This window comes from Paenibacillus spiritus, from assembly GCF_008710135.1.
Taxonomy (GTDB): domain Bacteria; phylum Bacillota; class Bacilli; order Paenibacillales; family Paenibacillaceae; genus Paenibacillus_AQ; species Paenibacillus_AQ glufosinatiresistens.
On the sequence record NZ_VYKK01000012.1, the window covers coordinates 200,677 to 224,736 of the forward strand.

Consider the following 24,060-nt stretch of genomic DNA (forward strand, 5'->3'; position numbering starts at 1 on the left):
CGCCGGTACGCTTTTTTATGATTCGCTGAAGCGACCCGCTGCAGCCGAAAGCCGCCCCCTTTCAGCTCCACTTCAAAAAAACCGCCCGCGCAGAGTGCGCGGACGGTCCGGTTTTGCTGGTCATTCTTCCCGGCCTGTTCCTGCCGGCCTATTCGCCGATCCGGCGGCCCAGCCAGGCTTCATACACCTTGACGACCGAGGAGAGGTCGTCTTCGCCGAAGCCGCCGTTATAGCCGGCCTGGAACAGGCTCTTGGCGAGCTCCAGCGCCGGCGTGGGAACGCCGCCGGCATCGCTGAGCGCGGAAGCGAGCTTCAGATCCTTGAGCATAAGACCCAGCGAGAACTGGTTGCTGAAGTCGCCGTCGATAATTTTGCGGCCCTTCAGTTCGGCCTGTTTGCTGCCCGCAGAGCCGTTCTTCACCAGCTCCAGGAACTTGTCTGCCGGTACTCCGGACTGGACGGCGATTGAGAAGCCCTCGGCCAACGCCACGTTATGGATGCCGACCATGGCGTTGTGCGCAAGCTTGGCCGCCGCTCCGCTGCCGTTGTCGCCCATATGCAGCAGCAGCCGGCCCATCGTGTCGAAGAGATCGCGGCTCTGCTCAATGGCATCGGCGCTGCCGCCGACCATGAAGACCAGCGTGCCTTCAACGGCGGCCGGCTTGCTTCCGGTTACCGGCGCATCGAGGAAACACGCGCCTTTCTCTTCCACCGCGGCGGCGATCTCCTTGACGAGGCCGGGAGAAATGGTGCTGGAGTCGATGACGATCATCCCCGGGCGGAGCGCGGCGAGCACGCCGTCTTCCCCGTAGAAGACCTCGCGGATGGAAACGTCGTTGCTGATCATGGTAATCAGCGTGTCCTGGCCTTCCGCCGCCGCGCGGGGCGTAGAGGCGGTGGCTGCGCCCTCGCTTGCCAGCGGCTCGCACTTGGCGGCCGTGCGGTTATACACGGTTACCGGGAATCCGGCGCGCAGCAGGTTGGAAGCCATCGGGGCTCCCATGGTGCCAAGGCCAATAAATCCAATACGTTTCATGAAATGCTAACACTCCTTTCGGCCTAATGGGTTCTATTTTATCACGCGGCAGCGGGGGAGTGAACAAGTGAACAAAGGAAGGGGCATCTGCCGCAGTGACCGGCGCCCTTGTCAGTGATGGCAAATTAAAGTATCCTATTAGAAAGTTGCGACCATCCGTGTCCAAATGAAAGAACTAACAGGAGGGACCCATTTCAATGTCCAAGAAAGCCGTATTCGATTATAGCAAAGCCCTATCCTTCGTCAGCCAGCATGAAGTCGACTATTTCGCCGCACCGATCAAGCTGGCTCACGAGCAGCTCCACAGCAAGAGCGGAGCGGGCTCCGATTACACGGGCTGGATCGATCTTCCGCATGCATACGACAAGGAAGAATTCGCCCGCATTCAGCAAGCGGCGAAGAAGATTCAGAACGATTCCGAAGTGCTGATCGTGATCGGCATCGGCGGTTCCTACCTCGGCGCCCGCGCCGCGATCGAAGCGCTTACGAACTCCTTCTACAACAACATGGAGAAGGGCAAACGCGGCACGCCGGAAGTTTATTTTGCCGGCAATAACATCAGTTCGACCTACATGACTCACCTGCTTCAGCTTATTGAAGGCAAAGACTTCTCCATCAACGTGATTTCCAAGTCGGGAACGACAACCGAGCCGGCTATCGCCTTCCGGATCTTCCGCGCCGCGCTGGAGAAGAAATACGGAAGAGATGAAGCCCGCAAGCGTATCTATGCCACGACCGACAAGGCCAAGGGCGCGCTCAAGACGCTGGCCAATGAAGAAGGCTACGAGTCATTCGTCATTCCGGACGACGTCGGCGGACGCTACTCCGTTCTGACGGCCGTAGGCCTGCTGCCGATTGCCGTTGCCGGCATCGACATCGAAGAGATGATGAAGGGCGCAGCCGCTGCTGCCGACGATTTCAACAATCCGGACGTAGCGACGAACCAGGCTTACCAGTATGCAGCCGTCCGCAACGCACTGTATCGCAAGGGCAAGACCACGGAGATCCTCGTCAACTACGAGCCATCCCTGCACTATGTCTCCGAATGGTGGAAGCAGCTCTTCGGCGAGAGCGAAGGCAAGGATTACAAAGGCATCTACCCGGCATCGGTTGATTTCTCGACGGACCTGCATTCCATGGGCCAATTCATCCAAGAAGGCAACCGCAACATTTTTGAGACCGTCATCCAGGTGGAGAACGTGCGCGAACACATCACCATCGAGAGCGATCCAGACGATCTGGACGGATTGAACTTCCTGGCCGGACAGACCGTTGACTTCGTCAACAAGAAGGCTTTCCAGGGCACGCTTCTGGCCCATACCGACGGACAGGTTCCGAACCTGGTGGTTACGATTCCGGATCAGACGCCTTACAGCTTCGGCTACCTGGTGTACTTCTTTGAAATTGCCTGCGGCGTCAGCGGCTACCTGCTCGGCGTCAACCCGTTCGATCAACCGGGTGTGGAAGCCTACAAGAAGAACATGTTCGCGCTGCTCGGCAAGCCGGGCTATGATAAGGAGAAAGCCGAACTGGAAGCCCGTCTGACCGAATAGCACCGGAAGTATCACAAGCATCACAAGCAACCTATTATTCATCCACTGGAGAGGAGCAGTCCCACAGAGGCGGTATACGCCCGGACTGCTCCTTCCGGTATCTTGAATGAAGAAGCCAAATAAGGAATGAACGAATATGCTGCAGCAGTATCGAACGGTGCGCGCCCCGGGTTCCAAGGAAGTCATCATCCGCAAATCGCGCTTTATCGGCCATGTTATGCCGGTGGAGAGCGAAGAGGAAGCGGTGCGGTTCATCGAAGACATCAAGAAGAAGCATTGGGATGCGACTCATAACTGCTCCGCCTATGTCATTGGGGAGCGGGACGAAATTCAGAAGGCGTCCGACGACGGGGAGCCAAGCGGAACGGCCGGCAAGCCGATTCTGGAGGTTATCCGGAACCAGGGCGTCAAGAATGCGGCAATCGTCGTGACCCGTTATTTCGGCGGAATTCTGCTGGGAGCAGGCGGATTGATCCGGGCTTATACCGATGGCGCCGTTCTGGCGCTGGAGGCGGGCGAGGTGATTACGCGTGTGCTTCGGCGGGAGATATTCGTCGAGCTGGAATACACCTGGCTGGGCAAGGTCGAGAACGAACTTCGAGGACGCGGCGTCAAGACCGGCAATACCGAATTTAGCGATAAAGTCAGACTGTTGTGCCTGCCGGAGGAGGGGGAGAAGGGCAATTTCACCGCCTGGATGACGGATCTGACGCAGGGGCAAGCCGTAATTACGGAAGGCAGGAGGCTTTATTTTAACGAAGGGGAATAGATAAAATGGCGAGAAGAGCAGTGGAACAGGAGTTGTCGCGGGAGCGGATTCTGGAAGCAGCCAGGCATCTGTTCATCACGAAGGGCTACCGGGCGATCTCCATGCGCAGTATCGGTCAGCATCTGGGGTACAGTCACGGATCGCTCTATTATCACTTTAAAGAGAAGGCCGAGCTGTTCTATGCCATTGTGGTGGAGGATTTCAATTATGTCGCCGAGCTTCTCGGCAGGGCGATGGATCACCCTCCCGAACCGGGCATGACCAAGGTGGAGCAGCTCGTGCTGGAATTTATCCGATTCGGACTCGACCATCCGTATCAGTACGAAATTATGTTCATGATCCGGGACGAAGAACTGCTGGCCTATTGTCGCAACGAACAGGGACGATGTTTCGACTTGTTCGCGGATATCGTGCGTCAGCATATGAAGGAAGAAGGCCATGTCGCAGGCGACTGGCAGAATATCCCGAGGACGCTGTTTCTCTCCGCTCATGGTTTTATATCCTACTATATTCAAGACAAGGTGCGGTTTGAAGACGTGGAGGCATTGGCGCGCATGCATGTTAAGGTGTTGTGCCGCAGTTTGTGACGGACGGGGCTTTGCTGCGCGCCGGTGCTTTAGGACTGTGAATCGGTGACGAAATGCTTCTCTGCTATGCAAAAGCCACCTGTCCGCTTCCATGCCTGCCGGCGCAGGCAGAGTTAGCCCTCCATAATCTTGAGATGATACTGCCGGCGCCGCGGGCCGTCGAATTCGCAGAAGTAGATGCCCTGCCAGCGGCCGAGCAGCAGCTCGCCGTCATGGATAATGACCGTCTGGGAAGTTCCCGCAGTGATCGACTTCAAATGGGAGGCGGTATTGCCCTCCGCATGCCGGTATTTCGGATGCTCCCAAGGATAGACTTCATCCATACGCATCAGCACATCATGTTTCACGTCGGGGTCGGCATTCTCGTTGATCGCGATGCCGGCCGTCGTATGCGGGCAGTAGACGAGCAGCAGTCCCTGCTGGACGCCGCTCTTCCGGACATAGGACAGGCAGTCGCGGGTGATATCCCGCATTTCGTCGCGCTTGCTTGTTGAAATTTCAACGGTATACAGCATAAGTTTATTCTCCTCTCCAGGACTTCGTAACGGGCCGTGTCTACCCCATTATACCCGCTGCCGCCCGAACCTTACACTTTTAGCCGTAAAACCAATTGACGATAGGCTTCTTCCTTGGTAAAGTAATACACATAAATCCAAGTATATTAATAGGAATAATAATCGGTCTCTTGGCGGCATGCCTGGCGAACCGACCGGTCAACCGGAGGCGGGGAGGTATCTGTGTTTGAATTCGCTGCTTAGTCACAAGGGTTGGACCCGGGGATTCCGGACAACCGTACTGCTCTATTTCGTACTGCTGATCGTCTGTCCCATTCTGGGTGTTTATTACAATGCATTCACCGGAGGGCTGGAAGGCTTCTGGGAGAGTGTCTCCGATCCCATCGCGTGGAAGGCCGTTCTGCTGACACTAAGGCTGGCGCTGATCGCGACTCTGATTAATGTTCTGCTGGGGACCATGATCGCCTGGGTGCTGATCCGCTACCGGTTCCCGGGCAGGGCGCTGCTCAACAGTCTGGTGGATCTCCCGTTCGCGCTTCCGACCGCCGTCGGCGGCCTCATGATTCTGCTGCTGCTCGGGCCCGGAAGTCTTGCAGGAGAGATCGCGGAAGCGCTCGGCCTGGAAATCGTCTTTCATCAGCCGGCCATTGTGATCGCAATGGTATTTGTGACCTTTCCCTTCGTTATCCGCGCGGTGCAGCCGCTTCTGGAGGAACTGGATGCTTCCGAAGAGGAAGCCGCCTATACGATGGGAGCCGGGCGCCCGCGGGTATTCGGGCAGATTATCCTGCCTTCCATGATGCCGGGGATGATTAGCGGAGGCATGCTGGCCTTCTCCCGGGCCTTGGCGGAATTCGGCGCCGTTGTGCTCGTTGCCGGCAATATTCCCGGCCGGACGCTCGTCTCCTCGGTGTTCATCTACGGCGAGGTGGAGAGCGACAATCCGGCCGGAGCGGCTGCGGTCTCGGTCATTCTGCTGACGCTGTCGTTCCTGATTCTCTGGCTCATTCACGTGGTGCAGATGAGGGGGAGACGGGCATGAGAAGACTGTGGATCGGACTGACCTACGCCGTATTCCTGCTGCTGATTGTGGCTCCTCTGGCCAAAATGACATCCGGCGCCTTCGCTGACGGCTTCTCGGGGTTCTGGTCCGCGCTGACCCGCCCCGAAGCGCTGCACGCGCTGATGATGACGCTGCTTGTCGTTCTCGTCGTGACGGCGCTGAATACGATATTCGGCATCATGACCGCCCTGTATCTCGTTCGGGCCGCCTGGCTGCCGAAACGGCTGAAGGGCATCCTGAACAGTGTGGTGGATCTGCCCTACGCGGTCTCGCCGGTCATCGGCGGCCTGATGATCGTGCTGCTGCTGGGCCCGGACAGTCCGGCCGGCGCCTGGCTGGCCGGGATCGGGGTCGATATTGTGTATGCTTTTCCGGGCATGGTCATTGCGACTCTGTTCGTGACCTTCCCGCTTATGGTGCGGGAGGTGATGCCGGTGCTGCAGGAGATCGGGGCCCAGCAGGAAGAGGCGGCTTCAACGCTCGGCGCCTACGGCTGGACGACCTTCTGGAAGGTGACCTGGCCGTCGATTCAGTGGGCGGTGCTCTACGGCGTTATTCTGACCGTCGCCCGGTCGCTCGGCGAGTTCGGGGCGGTGCTGGTCGTCTCCGGCAATATCATGAACAAGACCCAGACGGCGACGACGCTCGTCTACCAGGATGTCGAGAATTTCAATGTGACCGCGGCTGGCGGGCTGGCGCTGGTGCTGGCGGCCTTCTCCGTAGGGCTGCTGCTGCTGATGGAATGGAGCAAGAAGAGAAAGGAAGTGCGCTGATATGCATGTGGAAGTGCGGGGACTGAACAAGCATTTTGGGGATTTTCATGCGGTGAAGGATGTCAGCTTCGGAATCGAGAAAGGGCATTTGATCGGTCTGCTGGGTCCGAGCGGCGGCGGCAAAACCTCCATTCTGCGCATGCTCGCCGGGCTGGAGTCGCCGGATGCCGGCGAGATCGTATTCCACGGCCGGAAGGTGAACGATTTGCCGCCGCAGGAGCGGGGCATCGGATTCGTGTTCCAGAACTACGCGCTGTTCAAGCATATGACCGTCTACGAGAATATCGCGTTCGGACTGCGGGTGAAGAAGGCGAACAAGCACGTGATCCGCGAACGGGTGATGGAGCTCGTCGAGCTGACAGGACTCAAGGGTTTTGAAAAACGCTACCCGCATCAGCTCTCCGGCGGCCAGCGACAGAGGGTCGCCTTTGCCCGGGCGCTGGCTCCCGAGCCGCAGCTGCTGCTGCTGGATGAGCCGTTCGCGGCCATCGACGCCAAGATCCGGCAGGAGCTGCGCTCCTGGCTCCGCGAGCTGATCGAACGGGTCGGCATCACTTCCATCTTCGTTACCCATGACCAGGACGAGGCCATCGAGGTCGCGGACGAGATTATGATTATCAATCAGGGACGGCTGGAGCAGAAAGGCACGCCTTGGGACATCTACAAAGAGCCGAAGACGCCGTTCGTGGCGACCTTCATCGGCGAATCGACGCTGATTGAAGACGCGTCCGAGCTGAAGGGCTTCGGAGGCACAGGGTCCGGGGCGCCGGCCAAAGCCCTGATCCGGCCGGAATATATCGAAGTCGGCGAGCCGCACGAGTTCCGGGTAATATCGGCGACCGAGCGGGGCGTCGTGAAGCATCTGCATTTTCGGGGAAGCGAATGGCTGTTGGAGATCGAGGTTAAGGGCCACAAGCTGGTTACTTACCGTTCGCTGGAGAAAGAGACGCTGCATCCGGGACAGGAGATCTCGGTGCTGGTTCACCGGGCCTATATGTTCAATGACGAGAAGAGCTGGATTCAGGAGAACGGCTTGAAGGAAGATCCGATGCCGGTATATATTTAGGCCGGGGAATGAGGGTAGACATGAAGGGATTCTGGAGGAGCAGACGACTGCACATAGGAATGGGCCTTCTGCTGCTGGCGCTGACGGCCGCTGGCTGCGGCGGAGACGGCGGCAGCGCGGACCCGGGGCCGGAAGGTAAGCCTGCGGGGGACCTAACGCTGGTCATCGGCGCTTACAGCGTCGTGCGGGACGCAATGGAAGAGATCTTGCCGGCTTTTGCCTCGAAATGGAAGGAAGAGACCGGGCAGCGCATCGCATTCCAGGAATCATATGAAGCCTCGGGTACCCAGGCGCGGGCGATTGCCGGCGGTTTTGAGGCCGATGTGACGCTACTGGCTATGGAGGGCGATGTCGACAAGCTGGTGAAGGCCGGACTGGTGAAGGACGACTGGCGGAGCCGCAGCGGGGTAAACGGGATGATTACGCGCTCGGTTGTGGCGCTGGGCACCCGCGAAGGCAATCCGAAGGGCATCCGGGACTTCGCCGATCTGGCGAAGCCGGGCGTGAAGGTGCTGTACCCGAACCCGAAGACGTCGGGCGGGGCCCAGTGGGATATCAACGCCATTTACGGGGCGGGACTGAAGGCTTCGGAGGCCAAGAGCGGAGTCAAGGACCCCGCGGCGGCGAAGGCTTTTCTGAAGAGCGTGCATGCCAACGTGGAATCCCTCGATAAAAGCGGCCGGGCCTCCATGGCGGCCTTCGAGTATGGGGTGGGCGACGTCATCGTCACCTATGAGAACGAGCTGCTGGCCCGCATCGCTCAAGGGGTGAAATATGAAGTCGTTATCCCCGACGACACGATTCTGATCGAGAATCCGGCCGCCGTGGTGGATCATTACGCGGAGGAACATGGCACCCGGCAGGCAGCCCAGGCGCTTGTCGATTTCCTGGCAACGCCGCAGGCGCAGGAGATCTTTGCAAAGCACGGCTTCCGTCCGGTGGAGAAGTCCGTCTATGAAGCCAACGCGGACCGTTATCCGGTACCGCCGGGATTGTTCGATATCTCCTACCTCGGCGGCTGGGACGAAGTCCGGAGCACCCTCTACTCCAAGCGCGGCGTCTGGTATCAGGTGCTGGCGGGAATATAGAAGAACGATCAAGAGGCTGCGCCTGAAGAGGGCGCGGCTCTTGGTGCTGTCCGGGCGTCGCCCGCACCCTTGGCCTTCCGGCTGAAAATACACTACAATAGACAGACAGCTTACCAACGGACAGGCAAAGGAGAGGCGTATGGACAGACTGGTATTTCTGGGAACAGGCGATGCGATGGGGACGCCGCGGGTGTACTGCGGCTGCGGGGTGTGCGAAGAGGCGAGAACCGGCGGGAAGAATGCGCGGCTGCGCTCGTCCGTGCTGGTGGAGAACGGCGAAGACTTCTTCGTCATCGACTGCGGGCCGGATTGGCGGCGGCAGATGGAAGCGCGGGGCATCCGGCGGATGGATACGCTGCTGGTGACGCACGGGCATTTTGACCATATTGGCGGTCTTCCGGAATGGGCCGATGCCTGCCGCTGGCTCGGCGTGCGCGGGCAGCTCTATGCCCCGGCCGAGGTGATTCCGCTGATGATGCGCCAATATCCGTGGCTGGGAAGCCATATCGACTTCCACGAAGCCGACGGAGGCTTCGAGCTTCAGGGCTGGCGGATTGCGGCCTGGCGCGTCTGCCACGGGAAGAACGGCTATTCCTATGCGTATCGGCTGGAAAAAGACGGATACGCCTGGGTCTACTGCCCCGATTCCATTTCGCTCGGGGAGGAAGAGACGCGGCGGATGCGGGACGCCGATCTGCTCGTGCTGGGCACAAGCTTTTACAAAGAAGAAGCGGAACTGTCCACCCGCTCCGTCTATGATATGACCGAGGCGGCGGAGCTGCTGAAGGCGGTCCGGCCGGGACAGGCGGTATACACGCATATGTCCCACGATATTGATCTGAATAAGGAATACCCGCTCCCGTCCGGCGTCACGCTGGCGACCGCGGGTCTGACGCTGGAGCTGGGCCGCCGTTAGGCGGCCCTTCTTCGTGGGCCTTTTCCCGTGCTCGGCCCTTCCGTTATCCGGCAATGTCGGCTCGGCAGGCGGACGTCAGGACTGCTCCTTGTCCAGCCACTGTTCGACGTGCCGTCCCATCTCGGCGGTGGCCTGCTCCGCTTCGGGAATCAGCCAGGCATAGAGCGGATAGGCGGTCATGCTCGGCCCGGAGGGCGTCGATTTGCCGGTCGAGCCGTTCTTTTTTGCGCGCAATCAGCGCTTCAAAATCCTCCAGAGTCAGACTTCCGCCCGATAAGCTCAGCGCCTTGGCAATCTCCTTGAGGCTGAACCCGTGAGCCTTGGCGTCCCGGATGAAGCCCAGCCGTATCTCCGTCTCCTCCCCGTATATCCGGTAACCCGACTCCGAGCGGGCCGGAGCCGGAATCAGCCCGAGCTGCTCGTAATAGCGCAGCGTCTCGCTGTGCAGGCCCGTCCTCCGGGCCAATTCTCCGCGCGTATACTTCATAGCCATCCTCCTTTGCTGTCCATTATAATACAGGAATAGCAGATTCTTATGCGACAAAAGGAGGCTTGTCACGATGACCGTTCCAGCCGGTTCCGAAGCTTTTGACCCGAAGTCCCTGTCCTTTCGCGACAGCTTTGAAACAAGACGCCTGCTGATTCGTGCTCCCCGTACGGGAGACGGCGCTGATCTATGCGCGGCGATCCGGGAGAGCCTGGAGGAGCTGCGCCCGTGGATGGCATTCGCGCAGACCGAACCCGACCCGAAGAGTTCCGAGAAAGTGACCCGTCTGGGGCGGGATGAATTCAAGCAGCGGACCGATCTGCCTCTGCGGCTCTACGACAGAGAGACCGGCGGCTTCGTCGGGTGCAGCGGACTGCACCGGATCGACTGGTCGCTGCGGCGGTTCGAGATCGGCTACTGGATCCGCACCTCCTGCGCGGGAATGGGATATATGACGGAAGCGGTCAACGGGATCGTGGATTGGGCGGCCGCCGAGCTGGGAGCGAACCGGCTGGAAATCCGGTGCAGCGGCCGGAACCGCCGCAGCGCCGCGGTCGCCGAGCGCTGCGGCTTCGTTTTCGAAGGCGTGCTGCGCCGCAATCAGAAGAGTCCAGCCGGCGGATGGGAGGACACCCGGATCTATGCGAAGGTGCGGGGCGCGGAGTTCGGGTAAGCCGGGTTCAGAGGCCTTGGAAACAAGAAGAGCCGCGTTCCTTTACGCATTCGGTGGAGAGAGGAGCGGCTTTTAACATCAACCCGTTAATCAATTGGAACGATTAAAGAGAATAAATGACTCTCGCTTCGAAGGAGAGGAACAAGCTGATTTAAGTGTTGGTTGTATAATTCCCAGGCCTGTTCCTTTTGCCAAGGCTTCGGCAATAACTGCTCCGGCAAGAAAGGGTCCTCCAGCAAAATTTCACCGAATCTCTCCCCGAGCTCCAACACCAGCAGCAGCACATTCCATGGCGATGGTTCCGCCGCCGGATTGGCAGCGGCAGCAGACCATTTATCGATTTGGGCGCTCGCCCACGCACTGAACAGCCCGTACTTCTCATTAACGGCTTGAACAGGCCAGATCTGTTCCGCTAAGTCTGCCGTGACCGGACCATGCTCCAGATCTAGGCTGCCCATACGAATCCATTTCTCCAGACCCGTCAGTCTCGCAACCTGCATCACAGATGCGCAACGGTTATAGGGACAAATGAACACGCCGTCGTACAAAAGACCGTAGCCGATTTGCACCAGCTCTCGCCGAAACGTATTTCGAAGAGATCGGAATTGTTCCGGGATCCGGAACATGACGACATGCCAGCGTCCGTCCCACTCGCTGTTCGAGCCGGAAATCTTGAGCTGGAGACTCTGGATGAAAGCGGTACCGGATTCTGTCAGCGTGTATCTTCGCTCCTCCGCGAGAATATACCCCTTTTGCTTCAGGGAGGACAGCGCGTTGCGAATCGTCTGCTCCGTCTTTCCGCGATCCTTGTAAATTTCAATCAGCTCGGCTGCCGTAATTACGTGACGATGCTGGATCATATACAAGATTTGCTTCTCCAATGAGATCATCCCAACACCTCAATCGTGGTTGTGTATTTCTAATTATAACCAGGCCATCCGACACTGACAATCAAGGAGAAGCGGGATAGAAATATTTTATAATAAAAATATTGACCAACGCACTATAAGGTGTTATTTTCGGAGTACAACACAATCATATCCAATTTTAGATATATAGGGGATGAGAGAGGATAGACGGTTAGCACTTGAATCGAGTGCCTATCCGTCATGGATTCGCAGAGGAACCCGGATTGTGCAGTCCATTGAGTACTGGAGGGACTATGAGAAAAATACTGAGCTTGTATTTCCTGATTATGTTCATCATCGGCACAGACACCTTTCTGACTTCGCCTCTGCTGCCTACGCTGAGACATGAGTTCAATATCAGCGTTGAAGCATCGGGTTGGCTGGTGGGGGCCTATGCCCTCGGATTCGCCTTGTTTGCCCTCGTTGCAGGGCCCCTGTCGGACGGCTTGAACCGCAAGAAAGTCATGCTGTTCGGCATTCTCGGATTTTCCGTCTCGACGTTTCTGTGCGGCGTTGCCAACGGATTCTGGACGATGGTCCTGTTTCGGGGACTGGCGGGGGTGTTCGCCGCCTTCACATCGCCGCAAGTCTGGGCCACCATTCCGATCCTTGTTCCGCCGCAAAAAATTATGCGTTCTATGGGGATTGCGACAGCCGGTCTGGCGGTGTCGCAAACCTTGGGAGTGCCGATCGGCACCTATTTGGCTGTCCAGTCCTGGAAGATGCCGTTCTTTATTATCGGAGCTTGTGCGTTCCTGCTGTTCCTCCTGATTATATGGATCGTCCCCGACTTCAAACCGGCGATTTCCGGCAAGCAGCCTTCGATTGTCGGACGATACGGCACCTTGCTGGGGGAGGGAAAAGCAAAAAAGTCCTTCCTGGCCTATTTTGTATTCCAGTCCGGCAACTTCGCTGTGTTCAGTTTCCTGGGAACGTGGCTGGCCGACAAGTTCGACCTCACTGTCTCGGAGATTGGGAACGTGCTGATTTTCATGGGACTCGGCAACATTATCGGCAGCTTTTTCGGCAGCAATGTGGTAGCTAAGCTTGGCAAGCGCAACACGCTGCTGTACGGCATCGCAATTATGGGGATTTTGTATCTTCTGCTTAATACCACGACTTCCCCCGCGCTCGTTAAAGTCTCCTACTTCTTCTTGTATATTATCGCAGGGACAATTTTCCCTATCATGATGGCGCTCCTGCAGACGCTCTCGACAACGGCGAGAGGAACGATCGCCGCTCTGTCCAATGCGACCATGTATGCGGCAACGACCTTTGGTACTTACATCGCGGGGATTCTCTATGCACAGTGGAATGGATTTGTGGGGGTTACGCTCTTCGCTGCGGTATGTTATGCGCTGTCCATTTGGTTATGGATGAGAAGTGGAGTGGCGCAAGCTTCTGAAGCGGCAGCGCAAGGGCCTGCTGCGGTATCGGCGGCCATAGCTTCGCAACCGTCTGGTCGGCATTTGTTCCGCCGTACCAAGAGCTAATACCAAAGAAGGGCAGACCGGCTAACGGCGAAGGCCCGGAATGCACAGCAAGCCCCCGCTTCCTTAGTGGAGACGGGGGCTTGCTGCATGGGTACACTGGTGCGCATTGCTTCCGGGGTGCGCTCCGCCTGGATAGGCGAGTGGTTCGAGGCAGAACGCCGTCCCAAAAGGCTGGCCGCTGCGGCCTAAGCTTCCTGCGCGCCGAGAATGAACTTGTCGATGACCGCTTTGACGCCGTCTTCGTTGTTGCTGAGGGTGATATAGTCGGCGATTTCCTTCAGCGCGGGAATGGCGTTGCCCATGGCGACGCCGAGACCGGCCGTCTCCAGCATTTCGTGGTCGTTCCAGGAGTCGCCTACGGCAATGGTCTCGGACACGTCGCAGCCGAAGTAATCGGCCAGGAATTCCAGCGCCAAGCCTTTTGTACCCTCGCGGTGCATGATCTCCAGGAAATTCGGCTTCGATTTGGTAATATGCACGTTGTCTCCGAGCAGCTCGCGCAGCTTCGGCGCCAGCTCATCCAGGAACGCCGGATCGTCGATAATAAGCAGCTTCGGCGTCTGGTGGTCCACCAGCTTGTGCCAGTCCGGCTCAATGTAATACTTCGTCCGGTTCAGCGCGGCATAGTCGATCAGCTTCTGATTCTCCTCGCGGGAGTAGAGCTTGTCGTCGATGTAGGTCTGAAGATGAAGGTCATGCTCGATGCAGTATTCAAAAAGCCGATGCACCGCCTCCTGCGGCACATAACGCTCATACAGCACCTTCTCGTCCATCAGGTTCTTGACCAGTGCGCCCTGGTAGGTAATGATCGGCACATTCAGCCCGGTCTGGCGGGCGACGGCCTGGGCGGAGGCGTAGGCGCGTCCCGTGGCAAGGGTTACGACCACGCCTGCGTTCACCGCAGCCTCCAGCGCCGCCTGCGTGGCGGGAGTGACTTCCTTCTCGTCGTTGATGAGCGTGTCGTCGATGTCAATGGCAATCAATTTGTACATGGGATTATGTTCTCTCCTTTAAGATTCGGTAGGGCCGGCAGACAGGGGGCCGCCTGCGGCCGGTGCGGCTTGATAAGCGGAGGGCGGAAGTGCTTCATCCTCGGCGATAATGTCCCTGGCGGCGTCTTCGGCGTCAATGCCTCCGGCGGCGTTCTCTCCGCCGCCGGGACCGAGTTCGGCCAGGAGCATGCCTGCAAGAATGCAGGCACATCCCAGAATTCCGGCAGGGCCCAGCGTCTCGCCGCCGAACAGCACGCCGGTGATTGCGGCGAACACCGGCTCGGTGGAATAGATGATGGCGACCCGGGCGGGCGTGGTATAGCGCTGGCAGGCGGTCTGAATCCAGAAGGCGAAGGCGCTGGTCGGTCCGATAGAGACGAGCAGCGTGATCAGCACTTCTGGACGCCGGGCCCACTCGCCGGCGCCGCCGAAGGCCGCCGGACCGTCGTGAAGCAGCGAAGCGGCCAGGCTGAGAAGGCCGACCACGGCCATCTGCAGAACCGCCAGCGGCAGCGCCGGGTGCCGGGGCGCATAGAAGCCGGTTAGCACAATCTGAAGCGCGAAGCTGACGGCGCCCAGCAGCACCAGGCCGTCGCCCTTGTTCAGCGAGAAGGCCGAACCCGCGAAAGCGATCAGGTAGAGGCCGGCCGCTGCCAGCGCCGCGCTGATCCAGGTGTAGCGGGAGACCTTCGTCCGCGCCAGAAGGAGCGACAGAAAGGGCACCAGCACGACGGACAGGCCGGTAATAAACCCGGTATTGGATGTCGTCGTATACAGCAGGCCGACGGTCTGGAAGGCATAGCCCAGAAACAGCGTCCCGCCCAGGAGCAGGGCATGCAGCGCCATCCGGGGAGTGACGGAACGCCACTGTTCCCGGTAAAGCAGCGCCGTAATCAGGGCAAGCAGCAGCGCCGCGCCCAGGAACCGGATACTGTTGAAGGCCAGCGGCGGCAGGACCCGAACTGCGGCCTGCACCATCAGGAAGGTGCAGCCCCACATCATCGCCACCAGCAGGAGGCCAAGGTCCGCCCAGCGGGAGCGGTTCACGGCAGTTCATCCTTTCTGCAGGCAAGTTGACCAAATTGTATCTTATATCCGGGGGAACGACAAGCAATCGGACGGCTGGACAAAAATCCTACGGCTTGCTATACTGCGATAGCCGCACACTTGTTCCTATTGTTGAACTGCCAAGAAAGGAGTGATCGCCCATGATGGGACGCTCCCATCTCGTGATCGGAACCGGCGTCACTCTGTCGCTCATGGAACTGGCCGGTTACCGGATCACCATTCCGGCCATCGCCGTGGCGGCGGTCAGCTCCGTACTGCCCGATATTGATGAGCCGAATTCGATGCTGGTACGGGGGGCGCTGCCGCCCTGGCTCATCCGCGTGCTCCAGCTTGTCCTGCTGGCCGCCGGAATTGGCCTCTACTGGCAGGGCGGCCTGGAATGGCCCTGGAATCTGACGCTGTCGCTGCTGGTCGCCAGCGTGGCGTTCCTGCCGGGCCGGCGGCTGCGCCAGCTTGCGATGCTGCTGGCGGCGCTGGGACTGATGGCTTTTGCCGAACGCTTCGACCCTTGGAACTATGTCATCGGCGGTGTGCTGATTCTCGCCACACTGGTTCCGCACCGGGGGCTGACCCATACGTTCTATGCCACCGGAGCCTGGGCGCTGCTGCTCTATGCGGCCGGCGGCGGGCTTGTCGCCGGCCACGGCCTGCCGGAGCTGCGCCTCGGCGCCGATCCGCGCCATCTCTGGGTCGCCGGCGGCCTGTCTTATCTGCTGCATCTGCTGGCGGATGCCATGACCCAGCGGGGGATTACCCCGCTGCCGCCCCTTCCGCTGAAGCTGCGGCTGAAGCTGATGAGCACCGGCACCAAGCAGGGAAGCGCGGTCGAGAAGGTCTGCGTGCTGCTGACGGCAGCTCTGGCGATGTATGCGTTTGTGCTGCCGAGATAAAGAGAACGGAGTGCAGGGAAGCCGAAGAAGGCCAGTCTGCGGCCGGGATAACGTCCCGGCCGTTTTTTTGTGTTCGCAGAGTGCCGGTTCTATAATGGAAGAGCATTCCATCCTGCTACCAGAAAGAGGTGCTCCTGCTATGACAGAACTTATCGTAACGACGCGTCAAGGCCGCCTGGAAGGACAGGCGGCGAACGGCGTCCGCTCCTGGAAAGGCATTCCCTACGCAGCGCCTCCCGTGGGACCGCTTCGCTTCCGGGCTCCCGCGCCGCCCGGCGGCTGGGAAGGAATCCGCAGCGCCGCGGCATACGGGCCCTCCTGCCCGCAGCCGGCCGGCGGAATCGGAGAGGTTGGGGACATGTCCGAGGACTGTCTTTATTTGAATATCTGGGCGCCCGGTCTGCCGGAGCCGGAGCGGGAGCCGCTGCCGGTTATGGTCTGGATTCATGGCGGCGCTTTCGAGACAGGCTCGGGAAGTCTTCCCTTCTATAACGGAGAACAGATGGCCCGGCAGGGACGGGTGGTTGTGGTTACAATGAATTACCGTCTGGGTCCGTTCGGCTTCTCCGACTGGAGCGCCTTCGGGGTGCCGGATGCGGCAGCCAATGTCGGCCTGCTGGACCAGATCGCCGCCCTCGAGTGGGTTCAGCGCGAAATTGCCGCCTTCGGCGGCGATCCGGCGCGCGTGACGGTATTCGGGGAGTCCGCGGGCGCAATGAGCATTGCCGCGCTGATGGCTATGCCTGCCGCCCGGGGACTGTTCAGCCGGGCGATCCTGCAGAGCGGCGCTTCCCAGGCTGCGGCGCCCCGGCAGGCGCAGCGGTCTGCGGCCGGTCTGCTCTCCGAGCTGGGCCTTAGCGCAGGTCAGGCGCACAAGCTGCGGGAACTGCCGGCCGGAGAACTGGTTGCCGCCATGAGCCGGATGAAACAATCGCTCGGCGGGATGATGCTCCCGTTCCAGCCGGTGCTGGACCCGGCGTCGCTGCCGGTATCGCCGGCCGCCGCGGCCGAGCAGGGAGCTGCGGCGAAGATTCCGCTGCTGATCGGAACGAACCGGGACGAGGGCGGCATGTTCTTCCGCCCGGATTCGCCGCCGATGCCCGAGGCGGCGCTCGGCTACGCCCTGTCGGTCATGACGGGGATGACGGATGCGGCCAGGCTCGTTCCGCTGTACCCGAAGGACGGGCGGGGGCAGGCCCGGATGATGACCGAGCTGTATTTCTGGCGCGGCGCCGTGCAGTTCGCCTCCGCCCAGAGCGCCCATGCGCCGGTCTGGATGTACCGGTTCGACTGGACGGACGACAGCCATCCGCTGCTTCGACAGGCCATTCACGCTGCGGAAATCCCGTTCGTCTGGGGGACGCTCTCCCTGCTGGAAGCCTACGGGGTCAAGCTGCCGCCGGACGCTTGGGAGCTGGCCGCGAAGATGCAGGAGGCCTGGACAGCATTCGCGCACGGCCGGCCGCCGCTTCAAGATTGGCCGGCTTATGATCCGAAGCGGCGGGAGACGATGATCTTCGGCCGGCCGCCTGCCGTAGCGGCAGACCCCGACGGAGACCGGCGGGAGCTGCTGGGCCTGTAGCGCTTCTCTGCCGCCCGGCTCACCGCGCGGCTCCGTTCCACCTGAAGCAGCCCGAACCGGCTTGTCCGGTTCGGGCTGCTTCAGGTCGCGCCGATTCAGGGGAGCTGCACATAGAACGTCGTTCGTTCGCCGGGAATGCTTCTGGCATAGATGCGGCCTTTGTGCTGCTCCACAATCGACTTGGCAATCGCGAGGCCGAGGCCGTGGCCGCCCTGTGCCCGGGACCGGGAGGTGTCCGTGCGGTAGAAGCGGTCGAAGATACGCTCCAGATGCTCGGGGGCGATGCCTTCTCCCGTGTTGGATACGGTCAGCAGCGACTCGCCCTGCTGCCGTTTCAGCGTCAAGGCTACCTTGCCGGATGAGCCGGAGTATTTGACGGCATTGTCGAGCAGAATCATCACCACCTGCTTGATCCCTTCACGGCTGCCCTGCACGGTAAGGCCGGGGGCGATGTCATAGTCCAGCAGGACATTCTGCTCGTAGATGACCGCCTCCATCGTCAGCATAATGTCCATCACGGCTTCGCTCAGATCAAAAGGCGCGTGGACTTCGCCGATCCGGGCATCGTCCATCCGAGTCAGGTAGAGCAGATCGCTTGTCAGCCGGGACATGCGTTCGGTCTCCGACTTGATGTACTGGAGCCATTTGGCCTGGGAACCGACCGTCTCATCCGGATTGGCAAGCAGCACTTCCGTATTGGTGTTGATGACGGCGAGCGGAGTCTTCAGCTCATGGGAGGCATCGGCAATGAACTGTTTCTGCTTGTCGAACGCTTCCCGCACAGGCTTGATGGACCGGTTGGCAAAGGTGCGGCTGACGAAGAACAGAATGACCAGCATGACGACGGCCACGATGCTGAACGTATAAATCATCTCGGTCAGAATGTCGCGGCGGGCGGTAATATCCAGGAAGACGAGCATGTGACCTTGCGGCGTCGGCTGAATTTCGAAGGTCCAGCGGCTGCCGTCAAGCGTGAACTCGCCCGTGTTCCGGTTCTGCGCCACCGCCTTCTGAAGCGCGTCTTCGTAGAGCGTGTCGTCCACCGGGACCCGCGATTCCTTGGCGGTCACCTTCCAGTCGCTGTCGGTCAGCAGCATGAAGGAGACCGACCGCTCCGGCGGCGGCCCGCCGATTCCGTGCACGCCCCGCCCGCCCTGATGCAGCAGGCCTCCGTCTCCGGTTCCCGGCGAGACCGCATCAGCTGTCCCGGTCCCGCTTACCGGACTGTCTGCCGGCGGCACCTGGGTATCCGCAGGACGCTCCTGGCCGCCGTTGATCCGGTCTGCCGGGAACTTCTCGTAGAATTCCACAATATTCTGCCGGTCCAGCGAAATATCGCCGCTGACATCCTGGTAGGTGATGAAATAGATGGCCGCAAAGGCCAGCAGCATGGTCAGAGAAATCGTGACCAGATTGACAATCAGAAAGCGATTTCGGAGTTTTTTGAACATCAGGCATTCCCCTCAAGCACATAACCGACGCCGCGGATAGTCGAGATCCGGGTCTCCGACCCGAGAAACGTCAGTTTTTTGCGCAGAAAAGAGACATAGACCTCCACATTGTTATGTTCGGCCTCCGAATCAAATCCCCAGAGCTTCTCGATAATCTGCTCCTTGGACGTCACGGCCTGCCGCCGGGTGATGAGCAGTTCCAGCAGTTCGCTCTCTTTCAGCCCGAGCTTCATCTCCTTGCCGTTCACGGCCAGCCGCAGACTGGTGGTGTTCAGCTCCAGATCGCCGAATTTCAGCGCGTCGTCCGGCAGCACTTCGCCCCTGCGGCGCAGCACCGCCCGGATCCGGGCCAGCAGCTCTTCCGAGGAGAACGGCTTGGCAATATAATCGTCCGCGCCGTGGTCCAGCCCTGTCACCATATCGTGAATTTCGCCTTTGGCCGTCAGAAAAATGACCGGCGTCGCCATTCCCTGGCTCCGCAGCGCTTTCAGCAAGCCGATCCCGTCCAGCTCGGGCATCATAATATCCAGCAGCAGCAGGTCATAGATGCCGCTCAGCGCGTAATCCAGCCCGCTTCGGCCGTCGTGGACGGCGTCCACGGAGTAGTTGTGCTTCTTCAGAATCTGGGTTACGGCCTCGGCCAGGTGCTGCTCGTCTTCCACAATCAATATTCGCATGGGGCGATCCCCTTTCCCTATGGTTCAGCGGTACAGGGATCATTATAGCAGGATAAGCTTTAATGAACCTTAAGGAGGCTCTTCAGGCCGGGCCCGTTTCTTTCAGGAACCGATAGCTCTCGATCCGGCTGCGGTCCTTCGCGTGGTTGGAGAGGTATTCGATACGTCCGCCGTGAAGCCAGACATCGTCGGCAAGACCCGGAATCTCGTCGGGATAGAGCACGTCTGCGCTGTTGTTAATCAGAAAGCGCATATTCCTCCAGACGGCCGGCGTCGTGAACGAATAATGATAGCTAGACGAAGCGGAGGCAGAGCGGTTCATGGCAAGGGCGGTGACTCTTTTGACTGAGCGTCCGGTCGACGGCTGCCCCAGGAACGTAACGATATAGACATCGCTGTAATTGATCTGCTCCCGAATCGTCAAGTTCTTGTCGGTGGAGTAATAATAGACCTTGTAGCCGCTGACGGTGTCGCCGCTCCGGTATCGTTTCGAACGGTGGACGTAGGTATATTCCGATGCCGCAAGCGGCAGATTGCCGTTGTCGTCGCCGCGCTCCAGTTGATGGGTGACTCTGGCATGGAAGACCGGATACCAGCCGGCAGGCGTAATCTGCGAAATGATGCCTGCGAATCCGACCTCTGCGATTCCGTCGATACCGGCGTACAGGTAGGCGGCTTCCCCCTGATTGTAGGCCTCGGCTATCGGATAGCCGGGGAAGGTGAGCGAATCCGCTACGAGTCCGTTATAGATCGTGGAACCGCTTGCCGGAGTCTGCAGCCGGTGATAAGCGCCCGTCTGCCTGCCGCTGCTGCTGCCCTGACTGCCGAGGGGGGTTGTCCGGAACGCCGAGTCAACAGCGGCTTCCCGTCTGCCTGCGGCCGGCTGCTTCTCGATCTCTGCCCGAATGTCGCCGTGCTTGGAGCTGGTTGCTTCCAGAAGAGCGCCGTCTGCGCCGATTGTAAGACGAAAGACTTCTCCGTTCCTTAATTGTTCGATCTTCTGCTTCGTGTCCGGCTTCACCCTGCCATCGGACAACATCCGGTTGAGACCGGAGTCAAAATCAGAACCGTTAAGACCCGCGATGCCGACCGATTGCCGGGGCACGCCGCCGTCAAGCATAAGCTCCGTTAGAATGGCATCCCGAAGGCTGCTGTCGAGCCCTGCACGGGAAGCGGGCGCCGCATCCGCTGAAGAGCCAGGAACAGCGGTCAGAAGCAGAAACAGGGATAATACAATCATGCTTCTCATGTACATTTACCCATCCCCCAAGAGACAAGATATCCGAACGATGGCCAATCCTATCCTTATGACTACACGCTGAATCAGATCACACCCCATTTATCCGCAAATTGACACCGATTAGGTCAGCGGCGCGCACCGGAATCCCCAAAACGTATAACAAGCCCCGGATGCTATTCCAGAGGCTCGTTTTTGCGTGAGCATTATGTTATTTGAGCACCCTGCCCACGGCAAAGATATATTTCAAGGTGTCCCCATAGTTGGCGCCTGCAAAATCCGTGGTTCGGTGGAAAACTTGACCGTTGGCGAGAGCGGGGCGAGGGCGTTTCTGTTCCAGCTCCGGATTCAGGTCAGCCTCCATTTGATAGGTGTTATTGAACACAAACAATAGATGCAGATCTTCCTTGCCCGCGGGGATAGAGTGACCGGTGCGGTTTTGTGCAGATAATTGGAGACTGCCGTGCTGAAGCTGACTTTTGTCGGATGCTTGAAGCGTCAACTCATAAGAGGTTGCTGTAATTCCATTAGAACTGGCAAAATTATCGGCGGAAAGGTCCCATTCCTTGCTGTCCCTTATCATAGGGAAATCATTGATTGCGTCCTCTTCCACGTGCAAAATACCGGTCTGGCTGTCCCGGGTTCCCTTTAAACCTAAATTGTCCAGCAGTACACGAACAGGGAGCAGGAAAGACTGCTGGTCTATAGTCGGAACCGTATCCATCGTCTTGGGTACATGATCGACAAGAATTTGGTTCGATTTCGCGGTTAAAATAAGCTCTTTTCCATTCTTTCGGATTGTCGCCTGCTTCAGTTCCGCGTCATACGTTACCGATGCCCCCAGTAATTCACTTACCGCGCGGAGGGGGACAATCAGCCGTTGTTGGCGATCCAGATAAGGGGCTTTGGGATATGTGTAGATAACGGCATAATCGTTGATCTGCAATAACACCGGGGATTTAGTGGTTGCAGCAGGCGCAGCAAAAGAAGAATTGGAGGGAAACCAAGATAAAGTGCTCGCTAGTACAGCAGCCAGTCCGAATTTTAAGAGCTTCATGAGGACGTCCTCCTCTTACTTTGTAAAATGAACCTTCTTATTAGTCAAAGCACGAAGTCCGTACGGGACGCGACTTGTTAAAGACCATTCGACGGGAACTTGACAAAGGGATTTCAATGCACGCACCCGATACAGGGGGCGACGCCGACCGTCGCCCCGGGCCATGACGCCGAATAACGATTTCAATCCACGCACCCCATGCAGGGTGCGACGCATCAAGGAGACGGCGCATCTGGCCGAGGTCGAATTTCAATCCACGCACCCCATGCAGGGTGCGACAAGATAACACCCGGGAAACCCCGGTCGAAGAGCAGATTTCAATTTACGCACCCCAATGCAGGGTGCGACCAAGTACTATGACGTATTGTTCTCCGAACGAAAAATTTCAATCCACGCACCCCATGCAGGGTGCGACGGGCTAGAATATGAATACTTTTACGCATCATCTGATTTCAATCCACGCACCCCATGCAGGGTGCGACACGAAGTCCATCAGCGCCGCCCCCTTGTAAGCAAATTTCAATCCACGCACCCCATACAGGGTGCGACTAGCGCGCGCCTGTTTCGCCCGGGGCAATCGGGTTATTTCAATCCACGCACCCCATACAGGGTGCGACGGCGGAGTGGTCGGCGACCTGGGTAAGCTGGGCGATTTCAATCCACGCACCCCATACAGGGTGCGACGAGTCAGATTGTTATATACATTATACGCCAAATTTATTTCAATCCACGCACCCCATACAGGGTGCGACGCCAAGTGCAAAACACTTGTCGCAAATCTGATGATTTCAATCCACGCACCCCATACAGGGTGCGACCCCTTCCGCCCAGTCCGTCAATGCCTCGCTTAACACGGATTTCAATCCACGCACCCCATACAGGGTGCGACGACGAGAGACCGGAGAGCGTTTAATCACGCTCGATTTCAATCCACGCACCCCATACAGGGTGCGACCAAGAAGTCCTTGACGTGCTCCAAGGAGAAGTGAATTTCAATCCACGCACCCCATACAGGGTGCGACCATGTAGGCCGTCACCATGTCCCGCTCCGCCGAAAAATTTCAATCCACGCACCCCATACAGGGTGCGACGGGCGGCGGACCAGTCCATATGGCGTCGCTGCTCATTTCAATCCACGCACCCCATACAGGGTGCGACTGATGCTGTGTTCCTGGTTGTTGTCCAGCACACGATTTCAATCCACGCACCCCATACAGGGTGCGACGCGCGGGTTCACCGGAGTTCCGATATGTGTCTGAAATTTCAATCCACGCACCCCATACAGGGTGCGACCGCCGGTGACGCTGCAAAAGTACCGCCTGACCCTATTTCAATCCACGCACCCCATACAGGGTGCGACGCCGATCCGTGGATGCCGCTTAGTGTATTGTCCGAATTTCAATCCACGCACCCCATACAGGGTGCGACCATAAACATGGCAAAAATCGATAAATTAACAGCGATTTCAATCCACGCACCCCATACAGGGTGCGACATCTTCTCGGTGCCGGGACGTGGGACGAAGTTCCGATTTCAATCCACGCACCCCATACAGGGTGCGACGAGGACTTCCGTTCGGGCAGCGCCGGCTTCCGCCTATTTCAATCCACGCACCCCATACAGGGTGCGACCTTGTTTTGGTAGCTACGAAAATCCTTTTTTCTATTTCAATCCACGCACCCCATACAGGGTGCGACATGTCACTAACGGTGATCGGCTTGTTCAGCGATTTATTTCAATCCACGCACCCCATACAGGGTGCGACTGTGACTCCTAATGACAGAGGATAAGCGGAGCGAATTTCAATCCACGCACCCCATACAGGGTGCGACGGGGTCCGATAGTCGGGGGCACCTACGTGATATATATTTCAATCCACGCACCCCATACAGGGTGCGACGGTCGTTTCGGGCAAGCGGAATCTCAGCTACGTGATTTCAATCCACGCACCCCATACAGGGTGCGACTAAGTCCCCGCCGCCCCTTACCGTCTCCGCCAAATTTCAATCCACGCACCCCATACAGGGTGCGACTCTGCATTTGGAAGAAACAAAATGGCGTACGGGTATTTCAATCCACGCACCCCATACAGGGTGCGACTTAAAAATCCAGACCAAGGTACGTATACCGGTGATTTCAATCCACGCACCCCATACAGGGTGCGACGGCATCCTTGCCG

Annotated in this window: 22 protein-coding genes and 1 CRISPR repeat array; of the genes, 12 read left to right on the forward strand and 10 right to left on the reverse strand. The window is 58.8% G+C overall.

All coding sequences use genetic code 11. The features are described from left to right. Positions 1–148: 148 nt before the first annotated feature. Positions 149–1,036 carry an NAD(P)-dependent oxidoreductase gene (locus F4V43_RS09990; RefSeq protein ID WP_150458093.1) on the reverse strand — a complete coding sequence of 296 codons (888 nt, stop codon included), beginning with the start codon at positions 1,034–1,036 and terminating at the stop codon, positions 149–151. Between the two features lie 197 nt (positions 1,037–1,233). On the opposite strand from F4V43_RS09990, the gene F4V43_RS09995 reads away from it, so the two are divergent. The 3 genes from F4V43_RS09995 (at position 1,234) to F4V43_RS10005 (ending at position 3,945) form a co-directional block, all read left to right on the forward strand. Then, positions 1,234–2,589 (forward strand): glucose-6-phosphate isomerase, encoded by a 1,356-nt coding sequence (locus F4V43_RS09995; protein ID WP_150458094.1) that lies wholly within the window; start codon positions 1,234–1,236, stop codon positions 2,587–2,589. 136 nt (positions 2,590–2,725) lie between these two features. Further along, positions 2,726–3,358, forward strand: a complete 633-nt coding sequence (locus F4V43_RS10000; protein ID WP_150458095.1) for a YigZ family protein — start codon at positions 2,726–2,728, stop codon at positions 3,356–3,358. A 5-nt stretch (positions 3,359–3,363) separates the two neighbouring features. Further along, complete coding sequence (locus tag F4V43_RS10005) at positions 3,364–3,945, forward strand: TetR/AcrR family transcriptional regulator (RefSeq protein WP_150458096.1); 582 nt, start codon at positions 3,364–3,366, stop codon at positions 3,943–3,945. 113 nt (positions 3,946–4,058) lie between these two features. On the opposite strand, the gene F4V43_RS10010 is transcribed toward F4V43_RS10005, so the two are convergent. Beyond that, on the reverse strand, positions 4,059–4,460 hold the full coding sequence (locus tag F4V43_RS10010) for a secondary thiamine-phosphate synthase enzyme YjbQ (protein ID WP_150458097.1): 402 nt from the start codon (positions 4,458–4,460) through the stop codon (positions 4,059–4,061). A 226-nt stretch (positions 4,461–4,686) separates the two neighbouring features. Between F4V43_RS10010 and cysT the strand changes: the two genes are divergently transcribed. The 5 genes from cysT (at position 4,687) to F4V43_RS10035 (ending at position 9,366) form a co-directional block, all read left to right on the forward strand. Next, positions 4,687–5,502: a sulfate ABC transporter permease subunit CysT gene (cysT, locus tag F4V43_RS10015; protein ID WP_150458098.1), complete on the forward strand. Its 816-nt coding sequence runs from the start codon at positions 4,687–4,689 to the stop codon at positions 5,500–5,502. Beyond that, complete coding sequence (locus tag F4V43_RS10020; protein WP_150458099.1) at positions 5,499–6,296, forward strand: sulfate ABC transporter permease subunit; 798 nt, start codon at positions 5,499–5,501, stop codon at positions 6,294–6,296. Before cysT ends, F4V43_RS10020 begins: the two co-directional genes overlap by 4 nt. A 1-nt stretch (position 6,297) precedes the next feature. Continuing rightward, on the forward strand, positions 6,298–7,362 hold the full coding sequence (locus tag F4V43_RS10025; RefSeq protein WP_150458100.1) for a sulfate/molybdate ABC transporter ATP-binding protein: 1,065 nt from the start codon (positions 6,298–6,300) through the stop codon (positions 7,360–7,362). A gap of 20 nt (positions 7,363–7,382) precedes the next feature. Then, entirely contained in the window at positions 7,383–8,450 is a 1,068-nt protein-coding gene (locus F4V43_RS10030; protein ID WP_411898457.1) for a sulfate ABC transporter substrate-binding protein, read from the forward strand. Positions 8,451–8,589: 139 nt separating this feature from the next. Beyond that, positions 8,590–9,366 (forward strand): MBL fold metallo-hydrolase, encoded by a 777-nt coding sequence (locus tag F4V43_RS10035; RefSeq protein ID WP_150458102.1) that lies wholly within the window; start codon positions 8,590–8,592, stop codon positions 9,364–9,366. Between the two features lie 43 nt (positions 9,367–9,409). Here F4V43_RS10035 and F4V43_RS10040 read toward each other — a convergent pair whose 3' ends face one another. After that, entirely contained in the window at positions 9,410–9,853 is a 444-nt protein-coding gene (locus F4V43_RS10040; RefSeq protein WP_191089547.1) for a MerR family transcriptional regulator, read from the reverse strand. A gap of 73 nt (positions 9,854–9,926) precedes the next feature. Here F4V43_RS10040 and F4V43_RS10045 point away from each other — a divergent pair, with 73 nt between their 5' ends. After that, entirely contained in the window at positions 9,927–10,526 is a 600-nt protein-coding gene (locus tag F4V43_RS10045; RefSeq protein ID WP_150458104.1) for a GNAT family N-acetyltransferase, read from the forward strand. Positions 10,527–10,612: 86 nt separating this feature from the next. On the opposite strand, the gene F4V43_RS10050 is transcribed toward F4V43_RS10045, so the two are convergent. Next, entirely contained in the window at positions 10,613–11,407 is a 795-nt protein-coding gene (locus tag F4V43_RS10050; protein ID WP_191089548.1) for a PaaX family transcriptional regulator C-terminal domain-containing protein, read from the reverse strand. Between the two features lie 281 nt (positions 11,408–11,688). On the opposite strand from F4V43_RS10050, the gene F4V43_RS10055 reads away from it, so the two are divergent. Further along, entirely contained in the window at positions 11,689–12,927 is a 1,239-nt protein-coding gene (locus tag F4V43_RS10055) for an MFS transporter (RefSeq protein WP_150458106.1), read from the forward strand. Positions 12,928–13,112: 185 nt separating this feature from the next. Here the strand turns inward: F4V43_RS10055 and F4V43_RS10060 are convergent, their stop codons facing one another. Both F4V43_RS10060 and F4V43_RS10065 read right to left on the reverse strand, forming a co-directional pair. After that, the gene (locus F4V43_RS10060) at positions 13,113–13,919 is read right to left on the reverse strand and encodes a Cof-type HAD-IIB family hydrolase (protein ID WP_150458107.1); all 807 of its coding nucleotides are present in this window, start codon (positions 13,917–13,919) and stop codon (positions 13,113–13,115) included. A gap of 18 nt (positions 13,920–13,937) precedes the next feature. Then, positions 13,938–14,966, reverse strand: a complete 1,029-nt coding sequence (locus tag F4V43_RS10065) for a DMT family transporter (protein WP_150458108.1) — start codon at positions 14,964–14,966, stop codon at positions 13,938–13,940. Between the two features lie 161 nt (positions 14,967–15,127). Here F4V43_RS10065 and F4V43_RS10070 point away from each other — a divergent pair, with 161 nt between their 5' ends. Together F4V43_RS10070 and F4V43_RS10075 are read left to right on the forward strand one after the other, a co-directional pair. Then, the gene (locus tag F4V43_RS10070; protein ID WP_150458109.1) at positions 15,128–15,877 is read left to right on the forward strand and encodes a metal-dependent hydrolase; all 750 of its coding nucleotides are present in this window, start codon (positions 15,128–15,130) and stop codon (positions 15,875–15,877) included. A 139-nt stretch (positions 15,878–16,016) separates the two neighbouring features. Continuing rightward, positions 16,017–17,459, forward strand: a complete 1,443-nt coding sequence (locus F4V43_RS10075) for a carboxylesterase/lipase family protein (RefSeq protein ID WP_150458110.1) — start codon at positions 16,017–16,019, stop codon at positions 17,457–17,459. Between the two features lie 95 nt (positions 17,460–17,554). On the opposite strand, the gene F4V43_RS10080 is transcribed toward F4V43_RS10075, so the two are convergent. From F4V43_RS10080 to F4V43_RS10095, 4 genes are all read right to left on the reverse strand, one after another. Next, positions 17,555–18,910 (reverse strand): sensor histidine kinase, encoded by a 1,356-nt coding sequence (locus F4V43_RS10080; RefSeq protein ID WP_150458111.1) that lies wholly within the window; start codon positions 18,908–18,910, stop codon positions 17,555–17,557. Continuing rightward, positions 18,910–19,587 (reverse strand): response regulator transcription factor, encoded by a 678-nt coding sequence (locus F4V43_RS10085; RefSeq protein WP_150458112.1) that lies wholly within the window; start codon positions 19,585–19,587, stop codon positions 18,910–18,912. Before F4V43_RS10085 ends, F4V43_RS10080 begins: the two co-directional genes overlap by 1 nt. Positions 19,588–19,669: 82 nt before the next feature. Then, positions 19,670–20,836: a hypothetical protein gene (locus tag F4V43_RS10090; protein ID WP_150458113.1), complete on the reverse strand. Its 1,167-nt coding sequence runs from the start codon at positions 20,834–20,836 to the stop codon at positions 19,670–19,672. Between the two features lie 199 nt (positions 20,837–21,035). Continuing rightward, positions 21,036–21,881 carry a copper amine oxidase N-terminal domain-containing protein gene (locus tag F4V43_RS10095; protein ID WP_150458114.1) on the reverse strand — a complete coding sequence of 282 codons (846 nt, stop codon included), beginning with the start codon at positions 21,879–21,881 and terminating at the stop codon, positions 21,036–21,038. A gap of 382 nt (positions 21,882–22,263) precedes the next feature. After that, positions 22,264–24,047: direct repeats of the CRISPR family, unit length 33 nt; unit sequence ATTTCAATCCACGCACCCCATACAGGGTGCGAC. Positions 24,048–24,060 lie beyond the last annotated feature (13 nt).